7 protein-coding genes are annotated in these 21,314 nt (G+C 51.0%); 6 read left to right on the forward strand and 1 reads right to left on the reverse strand.

All coding sequences use genetic code 11. The annotated features are described in order from the left end of the window. Positions 1-16 precede the first annotated feature (16 nt). The 6 genes from O4H49_RS07700 (at position 17) to O4H49_RS07725 (ending at position 8,257) form a co-directional block, all read left to right on the forward strand. Positions 17-2,284 (forward strand): type I secretion system permease/ATPase, encoded by a 2,268-nt coding sequence (locus O4H49_RS07700; protein ID WP_269422846.1) that lies wholly within the window; start codon positions 17-19, stop codon positions 2,282-2,284. A 63-nt stretch (positions 2,285-2,347) separates the two neighbouring features. Then, positions 2,348-3,676 (forward strand): HlyD family type I secretion periplasmic adaptor subunit, encoded by a 1,329-nt coding sequence (locus tag O4H49_RS07705; RefSeq protein WP_269422847.1) that lies wholly within the window; start codon positions 2,348-2,350, stop codon positions 3,674-3,676. 165 nt (positions 3,677-3,841) lie between these two features. Then, positions 3,842-4,561 carry a transglutaminase-like cysteine peptidase gene (locus O4H49_RS07710; protein ID WP_269422848.1) on the forward strand — a complete coding sequence of 240 codons (720 nt, stop codon included), beginning with the start codon at positions 3,842-3,844 and terminating at the stop codon, positions 4,559-4,561. Between the two features lie 49 nt (positions 4,562-4,610). Then, positions 4,611-6,707 carry an HD-GYP domain-containing protein gene (locus O4H49_RS07715; protein ID WP_269422849.1) on the forward strand — a complete coding sequence of 699 codons (2,097 nt, stop codon included), beginning with the start codon at positions 4,611-4,613 and terminating at the stop codon, positions 6,705-6,707. A 152-nt stretch (positions 6,708-6,859) separates the two neighbouring features. Next, complete coding sequence (locus O4H49_RS07720) at positions 6,860-7,828, forward strand: trypsin-like serine peptidase (protein WP_269422850.1); 969 nt, start codon at positions 6,860-6,862, stop codon at positions 7,826-7,828. 162 nt (positions 7,829-7,990) lie between these two features. Beyond that, positions 7,991-8,257, forward strand: coding sequence for a hypothetical protein (locus O4H49_RS07725; protein WP_269422851.1), 267 nt, complete (start codon positions 7,991-7,993; stop codon positions 8,255-8,257). Between the two features lie 186 nt (positions 8,258-8,443). On the opposite strand, the gene O4H49_RS07730 is transcribed toward O4H49_RS07725, so the two are convergent. Then, on the reverse strand, positions 8,444-20,992 hold the full coding sequence (locus O4H49_RS07730; RefSeq protein ID WP_269422852.1) for a DUF5801 repeats-in-toxin domain-containing protein: 12,549 nt from the start codon (positions 20,990-20,992) through the stop codon (positions 8,444-8,446). Positions 20,993-21,314: the final 322 nt, after the last annotated feature.

Below are 21,314 nucleotides of genomic sequence, written 5' to 3' on the forward strand. Positions count from 1 at the left end.
GGGGATCGGGGGTAAAATGAGTTCAAAAAAAACGGCGACCCAACCTATGGATGGTGACAAGGTTTCCAGTGACGAACAGAAAGCAGCTGTTCTTAAACCGGCAGATGTAATCGAAGGTGGTCTTCCGCCCAAGGCCGAATGGCAGCTTGATCCGGGATCAGTAAATTTCGAAGACCCGCTTCTGGAGTGTGTCTTCATGTTGGCCTCGATGATGCAGCGGCCGATCTCGGTTGAGGCACTAAAAGCAGGCCTGCCGCACAGCGGTGCCCAGTTCTCGCCGGATCTCGCAGTCCGGGCGGCAGAACGAGCAGGACTGACAGCACGTACTGTACGCCGGGCAACGATCAAAGACATCCAGCCCATGACCCTGCCCTGTATTCTGCTTCTGAAGAAGGGTGGAGCCTGTATTCTTTTGAGCTACGATGCATCGGGTACAGCCTCGATTGCGGTTCCGGAAGGACGGGGAGAGAAAACTGTCCCCCTTGCCGAGTTACAAGAACAGTATCTGGGCTTCGCCATTTTCGCCCGCGCAGAATACAAATTTGATTCCCGCGCTTCGGACATCCAGCTCAAGAAACCCAAAGCCTGGTTCTGGGGGACTTTGCTCAAATTCTGGCCGATCTACAGTCATGTGATGATGGCGTCAGTCCTCATCAACATGTTTGCTATCGCCAGTCCTCTCTTTATCATGAACGTCTATGACCGCGTGGTGCCAAATGGTGCCAGTGAAACACTTGCTGTGCTCGCGATCGGTGTGGCGACGGTGTTTACCTTCGAGTTTGTCATGAAAAACCTGCGAACCTATCTGGTTGATGTCGCAGGCAAGAACGCGGATGTCATTATTGCCAGCCGCTTGCTTGAACAACTCATGGCCATGAAGCTTTCCAACAAGCCCCCCTCTACAGGGGCCATGGCAAACAATCTGCGCGAGTTCGAATCCCTGCGCGATTTCTTTACCTCGGGGACTTTGGTCGCACTGATCGACCTTCCCTTTATTTTCCTCTTTATCTGGATCATTTCGCTTGTCGCTGCCCCCCAGATCGCCATTGTGCCATTGCTTGTCGTGCCTCTGGTTATCGGCGTTGGTTTCATTCTCCAGATCCCCCTGCGCAAGGTCATAGAAAGGACCCATAAGGAATCAAGCCAGAAACACGCCTTGCTGGTGGAAACAATTGATGGCCTGGAAACCATCAAGACCTGCGCAGCCGAAGGGCGCATACAACGTTCATGGGAACGTTTCGTTGGTTTGACGGCAGATTCAGCAGGCAAGGCCAAGCTGCTCTCCGGGATCTCGACCACCTTTGCCCAGCTCGCAATCCAGATGACGACCGTTGTCGTTGTGATTGTAGGTGTCTTCCTGATCATTGAGAAGGAAATGACCATGGGGGCACTGGTTGCCGCAACCATGCTCAGCGGTCGTGCCCTGGCCCCTCTTGGGACAATTGCAGGCATGCTGACCCGGCTACAGCAATCTCGTGTTGCGCTCAAATCACTTGATAACATCATGAATGCCGAAGTCGAACGCTCTATCGACAAAACCTATCTGCACCGGCCAAGACTGAGCGGTGAAATCGAGCTGAAAAAAGTCACTTTCAACTATCCGGGACAGGAAGTGAAAGCACTCGATAACATCAGTCTCAAAATCCGGCCTGGCGAGCGCGTCGGTGTTCTTGGCCGGATTGGGTCAGGCAAATCAACTATTGCCCGTCTGATACTTGGCCTCTACGACCCGACCGAAGGATCAATCCTGGCAGATGGGACGGATATCAGACAGATTGACCCTGCGGATCTGCGCCGGAACATCGGCTATGTCTCTCAGGACAACTATCTGTTTTTCGGCTCGGTGAAGGAAAACATCTCCTTTGGGTCGCCCCATGTCGATGATCAGACAATCCTTCGCGCAGCAACCCTCGCCGGCGTGACCGATTTTCTCAAAACCCATCCTCATGGTTTTGACCTGCAGGTCGGCGAACGCGGTATGTCGCTTTCCGGGGGACAAAGACAGGCTGTGGTTATCGCACGCTCGCTGTTGCTTGACCCGCCAATCCTGTTGATGGATGAACCGACAAGTGGCATGGACAACTCTTCAGAGGCCGGTTTCAAGACCCGTCTGACAAAGGTGGTTGCCGGAAAAACACTGGTCCTGGTGACACACCGGAGCTCCCTGCTCACCCTCGTCGACAGGCTTATCATTGTTGACAGTGGACGTATTGTTGCTGATGGACCAAAAGCCGAGGTACTCGAAGCTCTGAAACAGGGGCAGATCCGGGCCAACGCAAGCTAAACCGTCCGCGACAGCAGGCACCTGTTTAAACCAAGACCTTAAGACACAAGGAAAAGGACTGTTATGTCTTCCATGTCTAAAAAAGACGAAGATCTGCTTTTTATGCCGGATCTCCATGCGGCCACCTTTCGCAAGGGACGGCGCATCGCCTATACACTGACCTTCACTGCTTTTTTGTTTTTCCTGATTTTTGGCATCTGGGCCAGCATGGCAGAACTCGATGAGGTTACCAGAGGCGAAGGCACGATTGTTCCCTCCAGAAAAACCCAGGTAATTCAGAACCTGGAAGGGGGAATTATCTCGGAAATCCTCGTCCGCGAGGGGGATGAGGTCAATACCGGTGATATCCTTGTCAGGATTGACAACACTGCAGCCAATGCCAATTTTCGGGATTCCCAAAGCCAGATGCAGATTCTCTCGGCAACTGTTGAACGCCTTACCGCAGAGCTGAGTGGAGAGAAGCTGGTTTTCTCGGAAGAGACAAAAAGCACGGCCCCAGATCAGGTCAGAGACCAGCAGGCTCTCTATGACGCCCGCATGCGTCAGCAGGAGGCACAGATCGAGGTACTGGAAAACCAGGCCCGTCAACGTCAGCAGGAAATTGCAGAAGTCAAAAGCCGGATCTCACAGCTTAGCAACAGCCTCTCCCTGGCTACACAAGAGCTCGACATAACAAAACCTCTTGTGCAAAAAGGCATTTCTCCCCGTCTGGAACTGATTCGTATCGAACGGCAGGTTGCGGATCTCCAGGGGGAAATCCGAACACTTCGGGTTGGGCTCCCCCGTCTTGAAGGTGCCGCTCTCGAGGCCAAACAGCGCATTGACGAACTGGTTCTTTCGACCAAGGCCGAGGTATCAGATGAGCTCAATCGGGCACGCTCGGAACTCAACTCCATCATTGAAAGCAGTGAAGCAGGCGAAGACATCGTACGTCGTACCGATGTGCGCTCCCCAGTCCGCGGAACCATCAAGGAACTCCACCGCAACACAGTGGGCGGTGTGATCCGCCCAGGTGAAGATATTGCCGAAATCATTCCCCTTGATGACACCTTGCTGGTCGAAGCCCAGATCCGGCCCTCAGACCGAGCCTTTTTGCGCGCAGGCCAGAAAGCGACGATCAAGATCACAGCCTATGATTTCTCGATCTATGGCGGCATGGAAGGCAAGCTTGAACGAATATCTGCCAGTACAATCAAGGATGAACAGGGGGAAAGTTTTTACCGTGTTTATCTCCGCACAGACGACAACAAGATTGTCAGTAAAGGCAAGGAACTCGATATTATTCCGGGCATGACCGCGAATGTCGAAATCCTGACTGGCAAGAAAACAGTAATGGACTATCTGCTCAAGCCGATCCTGAAAGCCCGGGATTCAGCCCTGCGTGAAAAATAGCCCCATATGAACGGCTCAGGGCGGGCATCGTTTTTCACTTTTCCCGCCCTGAAAAACCGGTCACCTCAATCAATACAACGTGAACAAGAAAAAGAAGCAGGCCCGCGAATAGAAAGTTAACTGTCTCTTAAGCTGTAATTGTCATCTTGAGAGCTTGTTTTACAGATGAGATCAGGCGAGCGTGAGCATCCACCGTTGATGAACTTTAGGCAGTTAACAAAGGCAACTACCCTGGCCGCTCTTCTTTTAAGCGCCATGCCTGCCCCTGTTGTTCAGGCTCAGACCCTTGGTGATCTTGCCAAAGCGGCAAAAGGCAAGGGAACAGCCCTGTTCAATACTGTCGAGTTCCAGTCGAAATCCTTCAAGGCCTTGCCACAGTGGGCGCGTGTACTGGAAAAGGCAAAGACTGAAATGGGCCAGTTCCAGGCCTGCATTAATGATATCAACAAATGCAAAACAGCACAGCAGAACTCCTGGCGTAAAATCATCCACGCAGCCCAGAACATGACGCGGCGTCAAAAGCTTGATGCAGTAAACAGATTTTTTAACAAATGGCCCTACAAGCTTGATCAGGAAGTTTATGGTGTAAGTGAGTACTGGGCCTCACCAAACCAGTTTATGAAGACATCAGGTGATTGTGAGGATTATTCCATTGCCAAGTACTATGCCTTGAAAGAACTGGGTTTCAAGGACAACGAGTTACGGATCGTTATTCTACTCGATCGTATCCGTGGCATTGGGCATGCTGTGCTGGCAATCTATGAGCCGAATGACATCCTGATACTGGACAGTCTTTCTAATCTGATTCTGCCCCATACAAAATACCGGCATTATGTGCCACAATATTCAATGAATGCGACGACACGTTGGGCACATATCAAATAGCCTGTCCCGACTGACAAGTGTTTCTCCCTGGGGGGAAAGAGCGGAGAAGATGAAGAATAAAAACGGTAAAGACAAATTTGAATTTCACGCCATCAACTCTATGGCAGCAGACAGTCGCACCATGCCCCGACGGACGCTGATAACGGGGCTGCTGGTCATCGCGGCATTGGTTCTTCTGTCGGTCATTGTCCCTGGGCTGATCATTGAAAACCGCAAAAGTGAAATCGTCTCGAAGGTCCAGGAACGTCAGGAAATCCTGGCAACCGGACGCAGCGAGCTTATTCATGCCTGGCTTGATTCAGTAAAAGCCCAGTCAGATCGTCTTGTCACCAACGAGCTTTTCCGTCTTTTCGCCTACGAAGTCGACCTCGCTGGCGGTGACTTCACCCAGATCACCCCTCTTCCTGAAGGACAGGAAGAAGATTCCAGTATGGGGGTTTCACTTTTTGAACAGTTCCCCTTCATGGAACGGGTATTGACTGACTTTACCATCAACAGCAATTTCACAACGAGCTATCTCTTTGGTCGAACAGGCGTGGCCTATCTCGCCTCTAGTGGATCTGATCCGGTCAGTCCCGAACAACAGGCGCTGGCGCTGGCCCATTTCGGGCAAAAAGAAGCCACCTTCGGACCGATCCGGCAGGACGCTTCGGGGCTGGTGATCGACCTGCTCCTCCCTGTCTTGCCAGCCCAGTCCGAGGCTGATGAGGAAGTCCCTGTCGGTCTGATGTTACTGACCTTTCCGGTCACCACGAAAATCAGCGAATTTCTCTCTCCCCGCGCCCTCTCCGAAATCGGTGAAGAAACCCGTCTGGTTCAAAAGACAGGCGAGCGTTACGAAGAGATCATCCCGCAAGATTCCCGGTTGATACGTCCCGTTTCATCAGATCTTTCCCCGAGCGAGCTGTTCGATTTCAACCTGCGCCCCAGCCTTGATGGCAGTGGAACCGAGGTCTATGCCGCCGGGGCCGTTCTTCTGCCCGATCAGCTTTGGGTAGTTCAGGAAATTGATCGTACCCAGGCTGAAAAAAGCCTGGCTGAGTTCCGGAATATTGCCATTCTCATGGCCACCTTGATCGTTGTGATTGTCGCCTCGGTTTTCCTGGCATTCTGGTGGCGTCTCAGTTCGGAACACAACGGTGCCCTGGCGCGCCAGTTCAAGGAACTGGCCAACCGCATCCACGCCCAGAAACAGCTGCTCGACAAGATCAATGGCACCATTGCCGACTTTATTGGTCTGAAAGCCGTTGATGGCAGCTACCGTTATGTCAATGCGGCCTTTGCCAAGGGTGTGGGTCGCGACGAAGACCAGCTTATTGGCATGGACGACGCCGCCATTTTTGGTACGGGCACAGCAGCACGCATGTCAATCACGGATCAGCGGGCCGTCGCTTCGGGTAATGTCGTCACTGCGAACGAACGTGTTTTCCTGGATAACAAGGAACACCACCTGCAGATCAGCAAGGTACCTTTTATCGGCGAAGATGATCAGGTATCCGGCATTGTTTCCGTTTTCCGCGATGTTACCGATCTGGTCGAGGAACAGAAGAAAAAGGAAAAGGCGGTCCAGCAGATGGTTACCGCTCTTGTTCGTGCTGTCGAACTGCGGGACCCCTATCTCGGCGGACACTCCCGCAGGGTGAGCCAGTTCGCAGTCATGGTTGGCAAACGTATGAACCTCAGTGATATAGAGGTTGCCACCCTCGAGATCGCATCCAACCTGTCCCAGATCGGCAAGCTTGCCATCCCGCGGGAAATTCTCAACAAGCCCGAGCGCTTGACTCCGGAAGAGATCGCTGAAATTCAGAAACACCCTCAGCACACACAACAGTTGCTGCGTGGTATCGATTTTGACCTGCCGGTTCTTGATACCATCATGCAGATGCACGAACGCCTTGATGGTGAAGGCTACCCCAAAGGTCTGTCCGGCGATGATATCCTGGTCACGGCCCGTATTCTCGGAGCCTGTGATGTTTTCTGCGCCCGTATCGAACCCCGTTCCTACAGGCATGGACTGGAACCCCTGCGGGCACTGGAAATCCTGGATGATAACAATGACCGTTATGATCTTGATGTCATCAATGCCCTGCGCAATGTCGTGAACTCGGTTGAAGGTGAAAAGCTGATCGCCTCTATCCAGCATTGAGAAGGCACCCGCCATTTAACTTCCTGTGGCAGGAACCCTGTAAGGCACCTGCCACAGAGAGCTTTGACACCTTTACCACCAGCTCAAGATCCCCCCTTTGTTTCATCAAATCCTGGCTGTTTCTCTGGCTCGGGTTGCTGCCCCTTTCCCTTATGGGTACAGAGGCACAGGCCGCCGGAAAAGAAGACCGTATTCTGGTCAATGCCATGGAATATCCCTGGAGCGCGCTGGGACGGGTCAATGCAGCCGGCAGAGCCCACTGTACTGGTGCTATGGTCAGCGAACGCCATGTTCTGACCGCAGCACACTGTATCTATGATGTCAGAACCGGGCGCTGGCTCGCGCCACAGGAGCTGCATTTTGTCGCCGGGTACCAGTTCAGCACATACGAGATCCATGCCCCGGTAAAGTCCTATAGAAAATCAGTAAACTACCGCCCCCTGAACGAGGCCTCTGCCCGTAACACCGAAACTGACTGGGCTCTGCTGGAACTGGAAAAACCCATCGGCAATCAAACCGGCTGGCTGGCTCTCGAACTGCTTTCAAACAGTGTGTTACAGCGGATAAAACAGAACAAAAGTGTCCTTGTGTCTTCGGGGTACCGCGCAGGGGCCCCTCATGCCCAGACGGTTGATTTTGACTGCCAGTTCCCTGGCCGGATCAAAGGCAGCGACGGCATCGCCCATCGCTGTTTTCTCCAAAACGGCGACAGTGGGTCGCCTCTGCTGCTCTATGACCAGGGTGTTTTTTCCATTGTCGGCATCAACGTCGTCGGCTTCAGCTCTGACAATGGCCGCAGCAACGAATATGTCGGTGCCCTCACCTCCGGACGCTTTCATCCGGACACGGGGAGCAAGGATGTCAAGCAGGCCATAGGAAAACTTAATTTTCTGTGGGATCAGGGGGCATTTCCCGAGAAGGGGAGCAAAGCAGGAAGAGTACCTGAAAAAACCATCGCGCTCTTGCTCGAACAGAAAGGATATCTGGGAAAGGCCGAAACGGCTTCCGATCCTGCTGTACTGGATAGCGCTCTGCAGAGATTTTATAAAAAACTCGGGAAACAGGCTCCCGAACAGACAAATTTTCAGGTACTGGGTGACCTCATTCTCTCCTTAAAGTAATATATTCTGGTAAAAGGGAGACTGTGCAAAACGCTGGAACCACTGCAAAGTCCAGTAAACAGGATCCAGAGAACAGGCCCCAGTACTGCACCAGGGACAAGTCACAGAACAAAACCGGGAAACAAGGCCCCAAGAGAACCTGAGGGATTGAAGGAAAAAATCATGGACCATATTTTCACTGACGGTATCGGCACCATCACCGTGGTCAACGGCACAGTCCGGATTGAATTGCGCCAGATCGTACGCGATCCCAAGACTCCCGGCAAACTGATATCAGAACCGACCTCCACCCTGATCCTGCCGATGTCTTCACTGAAAGACGTCACCCTGAAGCTGGCCAATACCATGGAAAAAATCCAGGCCGACGAAAAAGCCAAGGCCCAGATGCAAAAACAGGAAGACAACGAACACGCTTTGACCCAGCTGTAACAGCAGCTCCTCCCGACCTGTTCTTCAGAGGTCTGACACCCCACAAAACCCTGATCCGCAGATGGTCAGGGTTTTATTTTGCCTCGGAAGCAACCACGCAAGCCAAGCCAATACAGACATAAATCGGGCCCCAGAACAAAAAAAGGCGCCCCGAAGGACGCCTTTTTGAATATTCGAAAAGAGACCTTATGTGATCGAGAACAGGATCTCGGCATCATTTTCATCAATAACGCGAACCTGATCACCTACACCAAGTCCTGTGCCCTGGAGAGTCGCAACTTCATTACTACCGATCATCACCGAAGCCGAGTTGGTTCCGTTATTAAAGATAATCGAAAGATCAGTAGCCGCATGAGCCCCAAGATCACTGAGAACATCGTGCAGATCCAGAATATCGCTGGTTGCCGCATTCCCATCTCCGGAACCTGAAGCAATATCAAAGTCCGTGATGAGGTCAGCGTTAGCGGCACCATATTCACCAAAGACAAAGGTATCGTTACCAGCTCCGCCAGTCAGGGTATCATTCCCGACACCCCCGATAAGAATATCATCTCCGGCAAGACCGTAAAGGATATCATCCCCGGCATCACCGATGAGAGTGTCTCCAATAGTTGTAGGAGGAACGACTACATCGGAAAGACTTAAATTTTCCAAGAGCAGTGAGGAATCCGCTTGAGTATCATTATCATTAAACACACCGATACCAATTCTAATTGTACCTGTCTGAGTAATAACATGTTCAAAAATTCCATCTGCATCAGGATTTCCAGTCTCGGAGAGGGAGAAAACCTGATCCCCAATTACGATTACAGCTTTATCATTTGCAAAAAATGTACTGCCGCCTTCTCCATCAGAGAAATCAAAGTCCAAGCGAAGAGTTTGGCCTGCCGTTACTGAAAAATCTCTGTAAAGGCCAGAACCAGTTTGTAAATTCTCAACAGAGCCTCCCCCTGCTTGGTTGATATCTGCAGCAGTTACTCCAGCAAACACATTCGCAAAAGATGACATGCTTGGGCGATTACCAGATGTTTGCAATCGAATATTTTGATTTCCATCAACTCGATCTGCTTTCCCAATAACGGTCCAGTCACTAACACCTCTAAAATCCTCAACAACACCGGGAATAACGACTGGATCAGATAAAGCAGCATTTGTTCCAATCAGAATTTCGTCCTTGTTGCTTCCTGTGATCGTCGAACCGGAAGTTCCGATGACATTAACAGAACCTGTCAGACCGCTATCACTGACAACATAGTCAAAAGATCCCGTGAATGCCCCTGTGCCCGATGGATCGTAAAGAATATCGCCAGGCATAGAAACACTGCCGCCAGTTGCGTTCAGGACACTACCAATATTCGTTGCGGTTACCCCATCATTTGCCAGAAGATCTGCCTCAGCGATAAGGATAGAATTTCCACTCAGATCATTCGTTAGTACCGTATCCGTACCCGGTGTTTGATGCGTCAGAATATTGAGGACAGCCGATGAGGCATCCCCATCACCATCAGTAATCGTGTAGTTCACTGTAAGATCTGTTGCAGCCCCGTCATCAAAGATCAGAACAAACTCATCTGCAACCGGATCGTAGCCAAACTCGAAAGTGGCTCCATCCAGTTCCCATGAATTCGTGGAACCATTGAATGTCGCGGCAACACCGCCGATAGAGATTGCTGTTACACTTGCGCCATCTGCACCAAGATCATCATTGGCAAGCAGGGAACCAGATGCAATCTGTTGCGTCGTCCCCACAGCATCCAGCAACTCATCAGCCAGATCACCAAAGTTTGGCACAGAAACAAAGCTGTACTGGCTTCCTGGAATTGACGGGTTACTGCTATCAGAACCACCTTGATCCAGGAAGTAATCCGCCAGACCGCTTTCGACAGAGGAACTGGTGCCGATACCAATTCCAGTCACCTGAACGCTATTGTTAACAATCGCAGTTGCGATATCGCTATCAATTTCACCCGAGCTACTGGTACTTGTTGCGTTCGGGCTGCCATCACTGATGAAGTACATCCGGTTCTGGCTAAACGGCAGGGCCGTTACCGGATTATCCAGATATTCGGAATTGCTCGAGAACAGCGATTGCATACCGGCATCGTAATTCGTCGAACCACCGTTATCGTAATTCCCCCGGACCGTGGTCAAGGTGTCATCCAGTGTTGTTGATGACAGGGTACCATCGTCATTGATCCGAACAAAATCATCCAGATCCAGAACCCCGTTGCCATCATCTTTATAGACGAAAGTTCCATAATCCTCGGCATTGGAACCAAAGGTCACCAGAGAGAATGCCAGCTTGGCCGGTGCTCCATTGGCAACCAGTTCTGCTATGAAAGTCCGAACCCCGTCAATCTGGGTCTGGTAGTTTGTCTGACCGACAGATCCGCTTTCATCAACAACAAACGCGATATTCTGCGGCAGAACACTTGCATCTGTTGATGTTGTCGCTGCGTCGTCAACAGCTGTCGGCACATCATCGACAATCTTGATCGACAGGGTACTGTTGGCAAAATCGCCGTCTGTATCCGTTACTATAACAGCCAGATTATCAAACAGATGGTTCTCACCGTTATCAGCCGGGCCATGGCCTGTGGTATTATCAACCAGTGTATAGTTATAGCTGACCTTACCCGTAGCGGCATCAAACGCCGTGATTTCCAGCGAGTTACCTTCCGGTGTGGTGATCGTAACTGCCGTGAACACGCCGTTGGTAATAACAGCCGTGCCGCCAATCGTCAGATCATCAAGACCATCCGGCGCAGAGATGTTGAAATCACCTGTCTGCGTCAGAGCACCAGCATCTGGGCTGGAACCGTCAGCAAGATTGTCTTCATCAACAACTGCTTCTCCACCATCAGCCTGTAGCGTCAGGTTTGTGATCGTGACACCATCATCCGCACCATTGATCTTGATGGTCAGCTTGGCTGGTGAAGTATCACCATCCACATCGGCGATCGTATAGTTGAACACCTCATCAAGGCTTTCGCCACCAGTAAGGCCCTGAACAGCTGTATGACTGTTGTTCAGTTGATAGCTGTAACTACCATTGGTTCCAACAGTCAGCGTGCCATACAACCCGGTAACGGTTGAGCCTGCAGCCCCGGTCCAGGAGATAGATCCAAAACCGTCAGCCCCGAGGGTATCTGCGTTGCCATCTGTTGTGTTCAAATCACCGCTATCTGTACCACCGGTCACAACATTGCCGGTTGCAACTGTCGCCCCGTCCTCGGTGACAGAATCAACATCATCAACAGCTGTCGGCACATCATCGACAATACGGACCGAAAGTGTATCACTGGCACTGTCACCGTCCTGGTCTGTCACAACAACACTCATATTGTCGAACAGATCATTCTCACCACCAGCTGTCGGATGATTTTCATTATCTCCCAGTGTGTAGCTGTAGGTAACTTCACCAGTTGTCGGATTAAAGCCCGTTACAGTCAGGCTGTTACCCAACGGGGTAGCGACCGGGTTGTTTGTCAGGGCCCCATTTTCGATAACCAGAACACCGTTGATCGTAATATCATCAACACCATCTACTGCCGTAACAGTGAAATCCCCAGTCTGCGTCAGTGCAGCCGGATTGGCATTCGAACCATCAGCAAGGTTTTCCTCGTTGACGACAACATCCCCACCAGAAACTTCCGGTGTCAGGCCTGTAATCGTCACATCGTGATCCGCACCCTTGATTGTCAGGGTAAGGGTCGCCGTGTCTGTATCGCCATCCCCATCCGTAACAGTATAGGTAAAGACCTCTGGCAGGGTTTCTCCCTGAGCCAGCCCTGTAACAGCGGGATTGTTGTAATCCAGAGCATAGCTGTAGTTCCCGTTGGCATCGACTGTCAGCGTACCATAGGTGCCGACAACAGTTGTTCCTCCGGTTGCCCCAGCCCAGGAAATGGAACCGAAGCTATCAGCCCCCATCGTATCGGCATTGCCATCTGTGACATTTGCATCACCCCCGGCAACATCAGTACCTGTCACAACGTTACCCGTTGCCACAGGCGCCGTTCCGGTTGTCCCGTCCAGAGCATCTGCCAGATCGGCAAAGTTCGGTACAGAAACAAAGCTGTACTGGCTTCCAGGAATTGACGGGTTGCTGCTATCAGAACCACCTTGATCCAGGAAGTAATCAGCCAAACCGTTTTCAACAGAAGAGCTAGTCCCGATACCAATTCCGGTTACCTGAATATTGTTGGCTGTGATCGCATTTGCGATATCCGTATCAATTTCAGTTGAACCACTTGTACTCGTCGCATTTGGCCCACCATCACTGATGAAATAGAGACGGTTTTCAGCACCTGAAAGACCCGACACAGGATTGGTCAGATATTCAGAGTTAGCAGAGAACAAAGACTGCATCCCTGCATCATAGTTCGTGGAACCACCGTTATCGTAATCCGCCCGAACATCGAGCAGGGTGTCATCAAGCGTTGTGGAAGACGGTGTGCCATCGTTATTGAGGCGAACAAAGTCGTCCAGATCCAGAACCCCGTTACCATCATCATTAAAGACGAAAGTTCCATAGTCTTCAGCATCAGACCCGAAGGTCACCAGCGAGATTGCCAGCTGTGACGGATCCCCCTGGTTAACCAGGCTGTTCATGAAGGTCCGAACACCATCAATCTGGGTCTGATAGTTTGTCTGACCAACAGATCCGCTTTCATCAACCACAAAAGCAATGTTCTGTGGCGGCTGACTACCGATAACAACCTCGACACAATCAACATCATCAACTGCAACAGGACCATCATCCTGTACAGAAACACTAAAGCTGCTTGGCGCTGAGACGTCACCGTCACTGTCGGTGACACGTACCGCAAAGTTGTCTGGAACAACATCATCCGCACCACGATCTCCCGGAGTACCATCCGTAGAAGTGTTCGTATGATCCGTCGTGTTGTCACTCAGTGTATAGGTCCAGCTGTAATTCCCTGCACCATCAACACTCACAACAAGACTGCCGTAATCCCCGGTGACTGTCGCACCACCTGTTACATCAACCCAGGCACCAGTACCATCCTGGATCTCTACTGTCTGCACAGTATCGCCACCAGTGGATATGCTCAGGCTTCCCGTTGTGCTCTCGGCTGTCGACGTTGGATTACTGCCATCAGCAAGCGCTGCCTCTTCAACAACACCGCTCGTCGATGTAACCGTCGGTGTACTATCTGCAGCGATTGTCGCACTGAAAGTATCTGTCGCAACACCACCTTCATCCGTATTGACTGTAACGGTGCCGGTAATAGAACCTTCGAACCCGTTTGGCAGATTTTCAAGCACGAGCGCTTCGAGTTGTGCCTCAGTACCTGTCCAGGTCAAACCGGTTAACGTGCCAGCATTCACGGTTGTACCCACAGGCAAGCTATCAAAGACCACTTGTGTTGTCGTGATACTTTCAGAACCATCCGCATCTGTTGCAGCAGCAACAATATTGAGTGCAACTGATGTTGAATTTTCAGGAAGATTTACATCCTGCGCATCAACGGTCACATCCCCTTCGAAGTTAACCGTCAGATCGTGCGGGCCAGAACTGTCCGTACCCTCGTTCGAGGTCGCATTAACCGTGTAGCTGATACTGGTATCCGGGTTCTCGGTCGAGAAATCCTTCGGCAGAACGATACCGAAGTCCGCTGGCAGTGAACCATCAGGGTTCAATGTGATCGTCAGGACATTACCGACAAGAACAGATGATCCAGAAGCAACAGTGCCTGCTGGCAGACCCGTAAACGTCAGGCTCAATGCCGTCAGTACTTCAGATCCATCTGCATCACTGATACCAACAGAAACCGCAGCGGAAAGATCAACTGGCAAGGCCGCGTCCGTCTCCGTCGTTACAATCGGACCTGCCGTGATGTCAATATCTTCTGTAGCATTGATTGTGATCTTAAAAGGATCCAGTGCAAGACCATACTCGTCTGTACCAACCTGAACAGAACCATTGATAACACCCGAGAAATCAACCGGAACATTCTGTAGCTCAAGAGCTTCAAGCTCAGCTTCCGTTCCAATCCAGACAGTGTCTGTGCTACCTGGTGGTGGCGTAATAACACTACCACCGTTAAAGGTTACTCCTGCAGGAAGATCACTAAAGATAACCAGAGCGGCCGGGATTGTTCCACCCGGGAAAGCAAGGTCCGGCATTTCAACTATATGCTCGGAACCATCCGCATCTGTCGCAGCAGCTACGATATTGAGAGCAATCGTTGTCGTACCCTCATTTACTGTCACATCCTGCGCATCAACGGTCACATCCCCTTCGAAGTTAACCGTCAGATCGTGCGGGCCAGAACTGTCCGTACCCTCGTTCGAGGTCGCATTAACCGTGTAGCTGATACTGGTATCCGGGTTCTCGGTCGAGAAATCCTTCGGCAGAACGATACCGAAGTCCGCTGGCAGTGAACCATCAGGGTTCAATGTGATCGTCAGGACATTACCGACAAGAACAGATGATCCAGAAGCAACAGTGCCTGCTGGCAGACCCGTAAACGTTAGGCTCAATGCCGTCAGTACTTCATTGCCTTCACTGCCATTAATCCCGACTGCAATCGCAGCGGAAAGATCAACTGGCAACGCCGCGTCCGTCTCCGTTGTAACAATCGGACCTGCCGTGATGTCAATATCTTCAATCAGAGTGATTGTGAATGCTTCCGTTGCAACAGCAACATCTTGGTCGCCATCTGTGACTTTAACAGAAAAACTTACAACTGGGTCTGGTGTGGCATCATTTTGATTTTTTGTCGCAACAAAAGACCAGGTCCCATCAGTATTCACTGTCAGCGTTCCAAGACCAGGAACAGTGATCGCTGTATCCAGATCATGCTCTGTGCCGCCAACAACAACTTTCGTTACACCGGGTACATCCGCACCAACTTCAGAATCCCACGTACCGTTCAGGGTTTCGCCTTCAACAACAGAACTCTCGTCAGAAATACTGACCGACGGAACATCATCAACAATCTGGATCGAAAGGGTCGCAGAGACAGTGTCTCCGTCAGTGTCCTTCACCGTCAGGTCAATATCATCAAACAGTTTGTTCTCACCCGCACCGGAAGCATGCGTCTCGTTGTTGACCAACTGATAGCTGTAGCTCACAACACCTGTTGATGCGTTGTAACCGTTAATGGTGAGGATATTGCCAAGTTCGGTAATAACTTCGAGATTGATTGTGCCCGAATTCAGCAACAGAGCTTCGGTGAATTCGTAAGGAGTTGCCGGTTGGCCTTTAATAACGAGGCAAGCAATTCCGTCTCCGGCAGTAATTTTGAAATCACCGGTAACAGTGGTTGATTCAGGCGTATCGTCGCTACCGTTTGGCTGTAGATCATCCTCATCAACAATCGCATCGCCACCAAGCAATGCCGGTGTCAGGTCGGTGATGTAGACGCCGTGATCATCCACACAAACACAGATATCAGCCGTGTCGGTATCACCGTCACTATCAGACATGGTGTAGGTAAAGAGATCTTTACCATGCACATCCGGGTTGGTTGTGTATTCGATCGTCCGAACAAAATAATCGGAAGAGTCCCCACCAGATGCACCACCGTTTTCATATTCGGTCGCTTCAAAGACCAGATACTGGAAATCCGCAGGTGGGTTGATCGAGATCGTCGCCACGTTATTATCGATAAAACTGAGGCTTGAGCTATCAAGGACACCTGCGCCGACAACATTACCCGCCGCATCGTAGGCTTTCCAAGTTCCCTGTTCATGCCCGCCGCTTCCACCTTCATTTTTGTAAAGGTTGGACAGCGTGATGGTTGCCCGGTCAACAGCGACGTCGAAATCAACGACCAGTTTCTGACTATCGTTCGTATTCAGATCGTGATTGATCTGGTTCTGGCTTCCGCCACTGGTTGTATTTCCCTGAATACCAATGCCGCGACCTGTGAAGGTCACATCCTGGTTCTCAGTCGGCAAAGCATTGAAATCCAAAGCTTCTCCTGCGTCGAAAGCAAAGAGCTTTACGTCATTCCAATTATTGCCATTGGTGCTACCGACAGTATTCGTGACTTCAAAGTGATCTTCGTCGTACGCCGTATAGGTTCCTTTACCATCGGCCCCGATTTCCAGAGATCCATAGTCCCCATTGATTGTTACTGTTCCCGTCTCGGGCACATCAACAGTCGTCGATCCAAAAGTAACTTTTGTAACAGAGGCAGGATCATCCGCGCCAACGTTATCGTTTGCAAGAACATCGACCACGACAGAATTTTCCAATGTCAGACAATCCGCACCCTGGTTAGTGTAATCATCATCAAAGGCAATCGGAACGTCATCCTGAACCCGGATAGTGAAGCCATTGTCAACAGTCACTGTGTCGCCATCACCATCCGTAGCAACAACAGCAGACGAAAGATCCAGTGTAAGGAATCCTTCTACATTGTCCGCAGAAGCTGCGGGATGGTGATCAATCTGATCTTTAAGCGTAAAGGTGTAGTCCCCATTGGCATCAAGTTCCAGCGTGAAAACAGGACCTGCTGTGGTCGAGGCCGTCAGTGTACCACCAAGAACACTATAGCTAACCGCCAGACCATTCGATGTCAGAACCGGAAGATTGCTCAGATCAGATGCCAGGCTGAAACCACCGCCTGTTGCTGCACCATCAGAACCAAAATCAACAAGGCTGGCAACTGATCCGGTTGCAACGGTGCTGCCAGAAGCGTCTTCATCATTGCCATCAACAAGATTATCTTCTTCGACAGTGCCGGAAGCAGTTCCGGTTGTGTTCGTCGGACCATCATCCTTGAAAGAGATCGCTCCAGACAGATCAACCGTCGCAGTATCCGTATCGCCATCACCATCCGTAAGTGTACCCGTCAGAGTAACAACACCAGATGTCAGACTGACTTCACTGTCGTGATCATTACCATCATTACCGTGATTAACCGCACGAACCTGATCAAGGGTAACCTTGCCGTCGCTGGCAACACTCACTGTAAAGACAAGATCGCCACCTGTCTCAGTATGACCTTCAATAACACCGCCGTTATTGGTCAGAATAACCTTCTGCCCAGACGCCGTATCAATAATACCGCTGTCAACTCCTGGCGCAGAAACACTCAGCGCATAGCTAACACCAGCAGAACCGTCGGCACCAGCATCAACAGTAAACAGGCCAGAGAAGTCTGTTGTTGCGTTCGTTCCAAGATCAGTCTCGTCAACCTGCAGACTATCCGCTCCAGCAGAAACCGCAGTAAGAACAGGACCATCATCCTTGAAAGAGATCGCTCCAGACAGATCAACCGTCGCAGTATCCGTATCGCCATCACCATCCGTAAGTGTACCCGTCAGAGTAACAACACCAGATGTCAGACTGACTTCACTGTCGTGATCATTACCATCATTACCGTGATTAACCGCACGAACCTGATCAAGGGTAACCTTGCCGTCGCTGGCAACACTCACTGTAAAGACAAGATCGCCACCTGTCTCAGTATGACCTTCAATAACACCGCCGTTATTGGTCAGAATAACCTTCTGCCCAGACGCCGTATCAATAATACCGCTGTCAACTCCTGGCGCAGAAACACTCAGCGCATAGCTAACACCAGCAGAACCGTCGGCACCAGCATCAACAGTAAACAGGCCAGAGAAGTCTGTTGTTGCGTTCGTTCCAAGATCAGTCTCGTCAACCTGCAGACTATCCGCTCCAGCAGAAACCGCAGTAAGAACAGGACCATCATCCTCAAACTTGATCAGACCACCAAGTTCAACGGATTCACTGTCCGTATCTTCGTCATTATCAGTAAGTGTGACCGTCAGCTTGAGGGCACCAGTTGCAATTTCGAGAGGATCGGCTGCTTCATCATGGTCATCCGTATCACCATGCTTCAGCGCACGGAACTGTTCGACCGTCACGCCACCCGTTGCAGGGTCAACCGTGATGGTAAAGACAGGTGCCCCCCCAACGCCGGCTGTACCCGTAATCGTGTCACCAGACTGAACCAGCACCACATCTGCACCACTGGCTGTATCAACCAGGCCAGACGGAATACCATCATCAAGGGTAAGGCTAAACACGGTCGATTTTTCGCCGTCAGTGCCCGGATCTTTGACCAGAGTGACAAGATCTGCACCAGAAATCGTTGCATAGCCAATGACGCCTGCCGGGCGTCCTGTTTCGTCAGCGGCATTCGCATCACCGGCATCCACACCCACGGACTCGTCAAGGCGGATCTCGGCACCTTCATTGGTCTGGAATGTCGTGATTTCAGGACCGTCATCCAGAATTTCAATGTTGGCCGTCCCCGAGGCTGTATCACCCTCATCATCTGTGATGGTATAGGTCAACTGCAGATCGACACCCTGAGAATTTACATCCTCATTGTGGCTGTCCCCACCAGTCGGGTGCTCAATCGCCTGATACTGGATAAAGGTCAGAGAGCCATTATGGGGACCGTCAGTCAATCCATCTTCAGAAATAACAACGGCGAAAGCCACATTGCCTTCGGAATCGATACCCCAGACAATGTTATCATTTGCAGTGTCGTTATAGAGGGCAATCGGGCGATTGCCCTCTGACGTCACTAGGCCGCTGTCTTGACCGTTCACACTGTCAAAAGCAATATTTTCGCGCCCGTCTACACCGGAAACCTGGCCAGAAGGCAAGCCATCAGGATTCTGGTCTGCCCCGTCAGAGTTATCAATTTCATCATTGGAGCCATCAGATTTCAGGTCATAAGCCAACCCGTTATGAGCAGTCCCGATGTGTTCCCCGGAATTTCCTCCTGGGAACTTGATAACAAGATCTGTCCCCGTTATCGACGGTGCTGTTCCAACAAGATCAGCGACGTCTTCATTTGACAGCGCCGGGAAAGAATCGTTGGTGTTCCGTTGCCCACCTTCTGACTCGTCATAAGTCAGATTAACATTATTAATGGTCGGAATGTCTTCATCTATGGAAATCACGACAGAAACCGGATTTGACACAGCCTGATTATTTTCATCAACAGGCGTACCGTCTGCATCGGTCAATTCAGAACCAGAGCCCGTAGGCACGGTTTCTGTGGAAACGGCATGCACCGTAATCGTTGCAGGCCCCTGATCCTGATTTTCACCACCTTCGCCGCCCCGAGGCGTACCATCAGGCAGGCGGTCGTTGGTCCAGTCATTAGGATCAAAAGAAATATTAGTGGTCAGTCGCCCGGTGCCATCATCGGATGTGTCAGCCGTATTGCCGCCATTTGCCTCATCCACATTTTCGGACACGTCAATGAAATAACGAACATATCCGTCTCCGGCAACTTCGTCACCAATCGTCTCTTCAAGGGTATGTAGAGCGTTAGGGTCTACGATCACACCTGCAGCCAGAGCAATCTGGTGCTGAAGAGATGCAGGAAGATCGGCAGTATCCGTAACCAAGGTAAGAACAGGCTTTCCTGCCCCGTCAAAAGTTACTTTATAAACGCTGTCACCATCCATCTGCCAGATCTGTGCGCCAGCAATCTCGCGGATATCCCAACCGACAGGTACCCCGTCGACCACCAATTCGTGCGCTTCTGAATCATCAGCGAAATCGGCAAATTCGACAGTTACGGGAATCGTGACCGTCTCTTCCTCCACCCCGGAATTTACCAGCACACCGCTTGGATCATAGTTCCCGCTAGGGTCATAATTACCGCTGGAATCCGTCCCGATCTGCAAGCCTTCAGGCAAGTCAGCAACAGCGTCAATTATCGCAACAGAAGAATAAGGGAGCGTTGCGCTCTCACCAGAATCCGGATCAGAAATCGTCGCCGAACCAGTAATGGTAATATCAGCATCCGAATGTGGTGAGGGAAGGATATAAATGTCCGCAAAATCAGAAGGCGAAATCGTTATCGGGAATCCACCAGTGTATTCATCCCCTTCATCACTGCCACCAATAAACAGGCGCACACCATCTGGAAGTTCGTTAATAACGACAGAATCCAGGGTTTCATTATCAGAAGGCGTAAAGGTCAACACCATCCGCATGGGTGCAGCAAAGGTCTCAAGAGAGCTACCAAGAAACGGACTGCTATCCTGACCGTCATCACCATCAACCAAGTGATGGTTAGGCAACCAGTCTTCAAAACCGCCACCAAAGGAGCCTGTTATACCACCGTTTGGACCTTCTTCCACTTCAGTAACTGTGGTCAGGAAACTTATTAACAGCGTCCCCTGTGCAGGGTCTGTGTTTTCATCGATGCCGCTAAGCAGGCCAAACTGCAGCTCGGTCGGGTCAATAACGCCCTGTGCGTTCAGGAGATCAATCGAATTACCGAGATCATCACTGTAAGTACTGCCGCCACCGCCAGCAGGTCCAGCACCGGCCCCCGCGCCAGCTGCTGTTTCAAGTGTGCCGTCTCCGCCTGCAAGTGCCAGTGCCTGCCCGATCAGTTGATCCGCTGCCAGTTCTACGCCCCCGATGACAAGAACCGGTGCATCAGCACCCTGGGATTCAGCTACAAGATTAAGGAAGACAATCCTGCTGTCGGCCGCCCCGTCGCCGTCAGTATCAAATGTCAGGACAAAGTCATTCCCTTCGACGACCGGCGTTGCTGCAGCCGCGTCAAAGTTCAGAACCGCTGTCTGCCCCTTAACAAGAGAAATATTGACAACTTCACCCGTGGCGGGCGCCGATACATCAATTGCGCCAACCGCCTGTCCAACCAGGGTCGCACGGCCCAGTTCAGCAGAATCAGTTGCGTCAATTGTTGGGTTCGCCTCACCGTTATTACGAGTAAGATCATCAGTCATTTGGAATCTCCCTTAAGGTTCCGTATTATTATGCGTCCGTTTCAGACACGAATTAGCAAAAAACAAACAGACCGCTGGCTTTTATCCGAACAGGAATTTTAACAGTCCCGTTTTCAGGGACAAGCATTACTTCCTCAAAAACCATAGCCATATATATGAGTTTTACCCGAATCTCCAGACTTCAAGCAAAACAGCAAGGCCAAAAGCCCTGCCAAGTGTTTCTTCATTGTTAGGACCTAAGCCCTAAAAAAACCCTAAGTAAACCTTACCCATTCCTTTACGGATGACGATTGCTAGCCAAAACCTAAAAAAAAAGCCCCGC

This window comes from Kiloniella laminariae (genome assembly GCF_027214005.1).
GTDB classification, from domain to species: domain Bacteria; phylum Pseudomonadota; class Alphaproteobacteria; order Kiloniellales; family Kiloniellaceae; genus Kiloniella; species Kiloniella laminariae_A.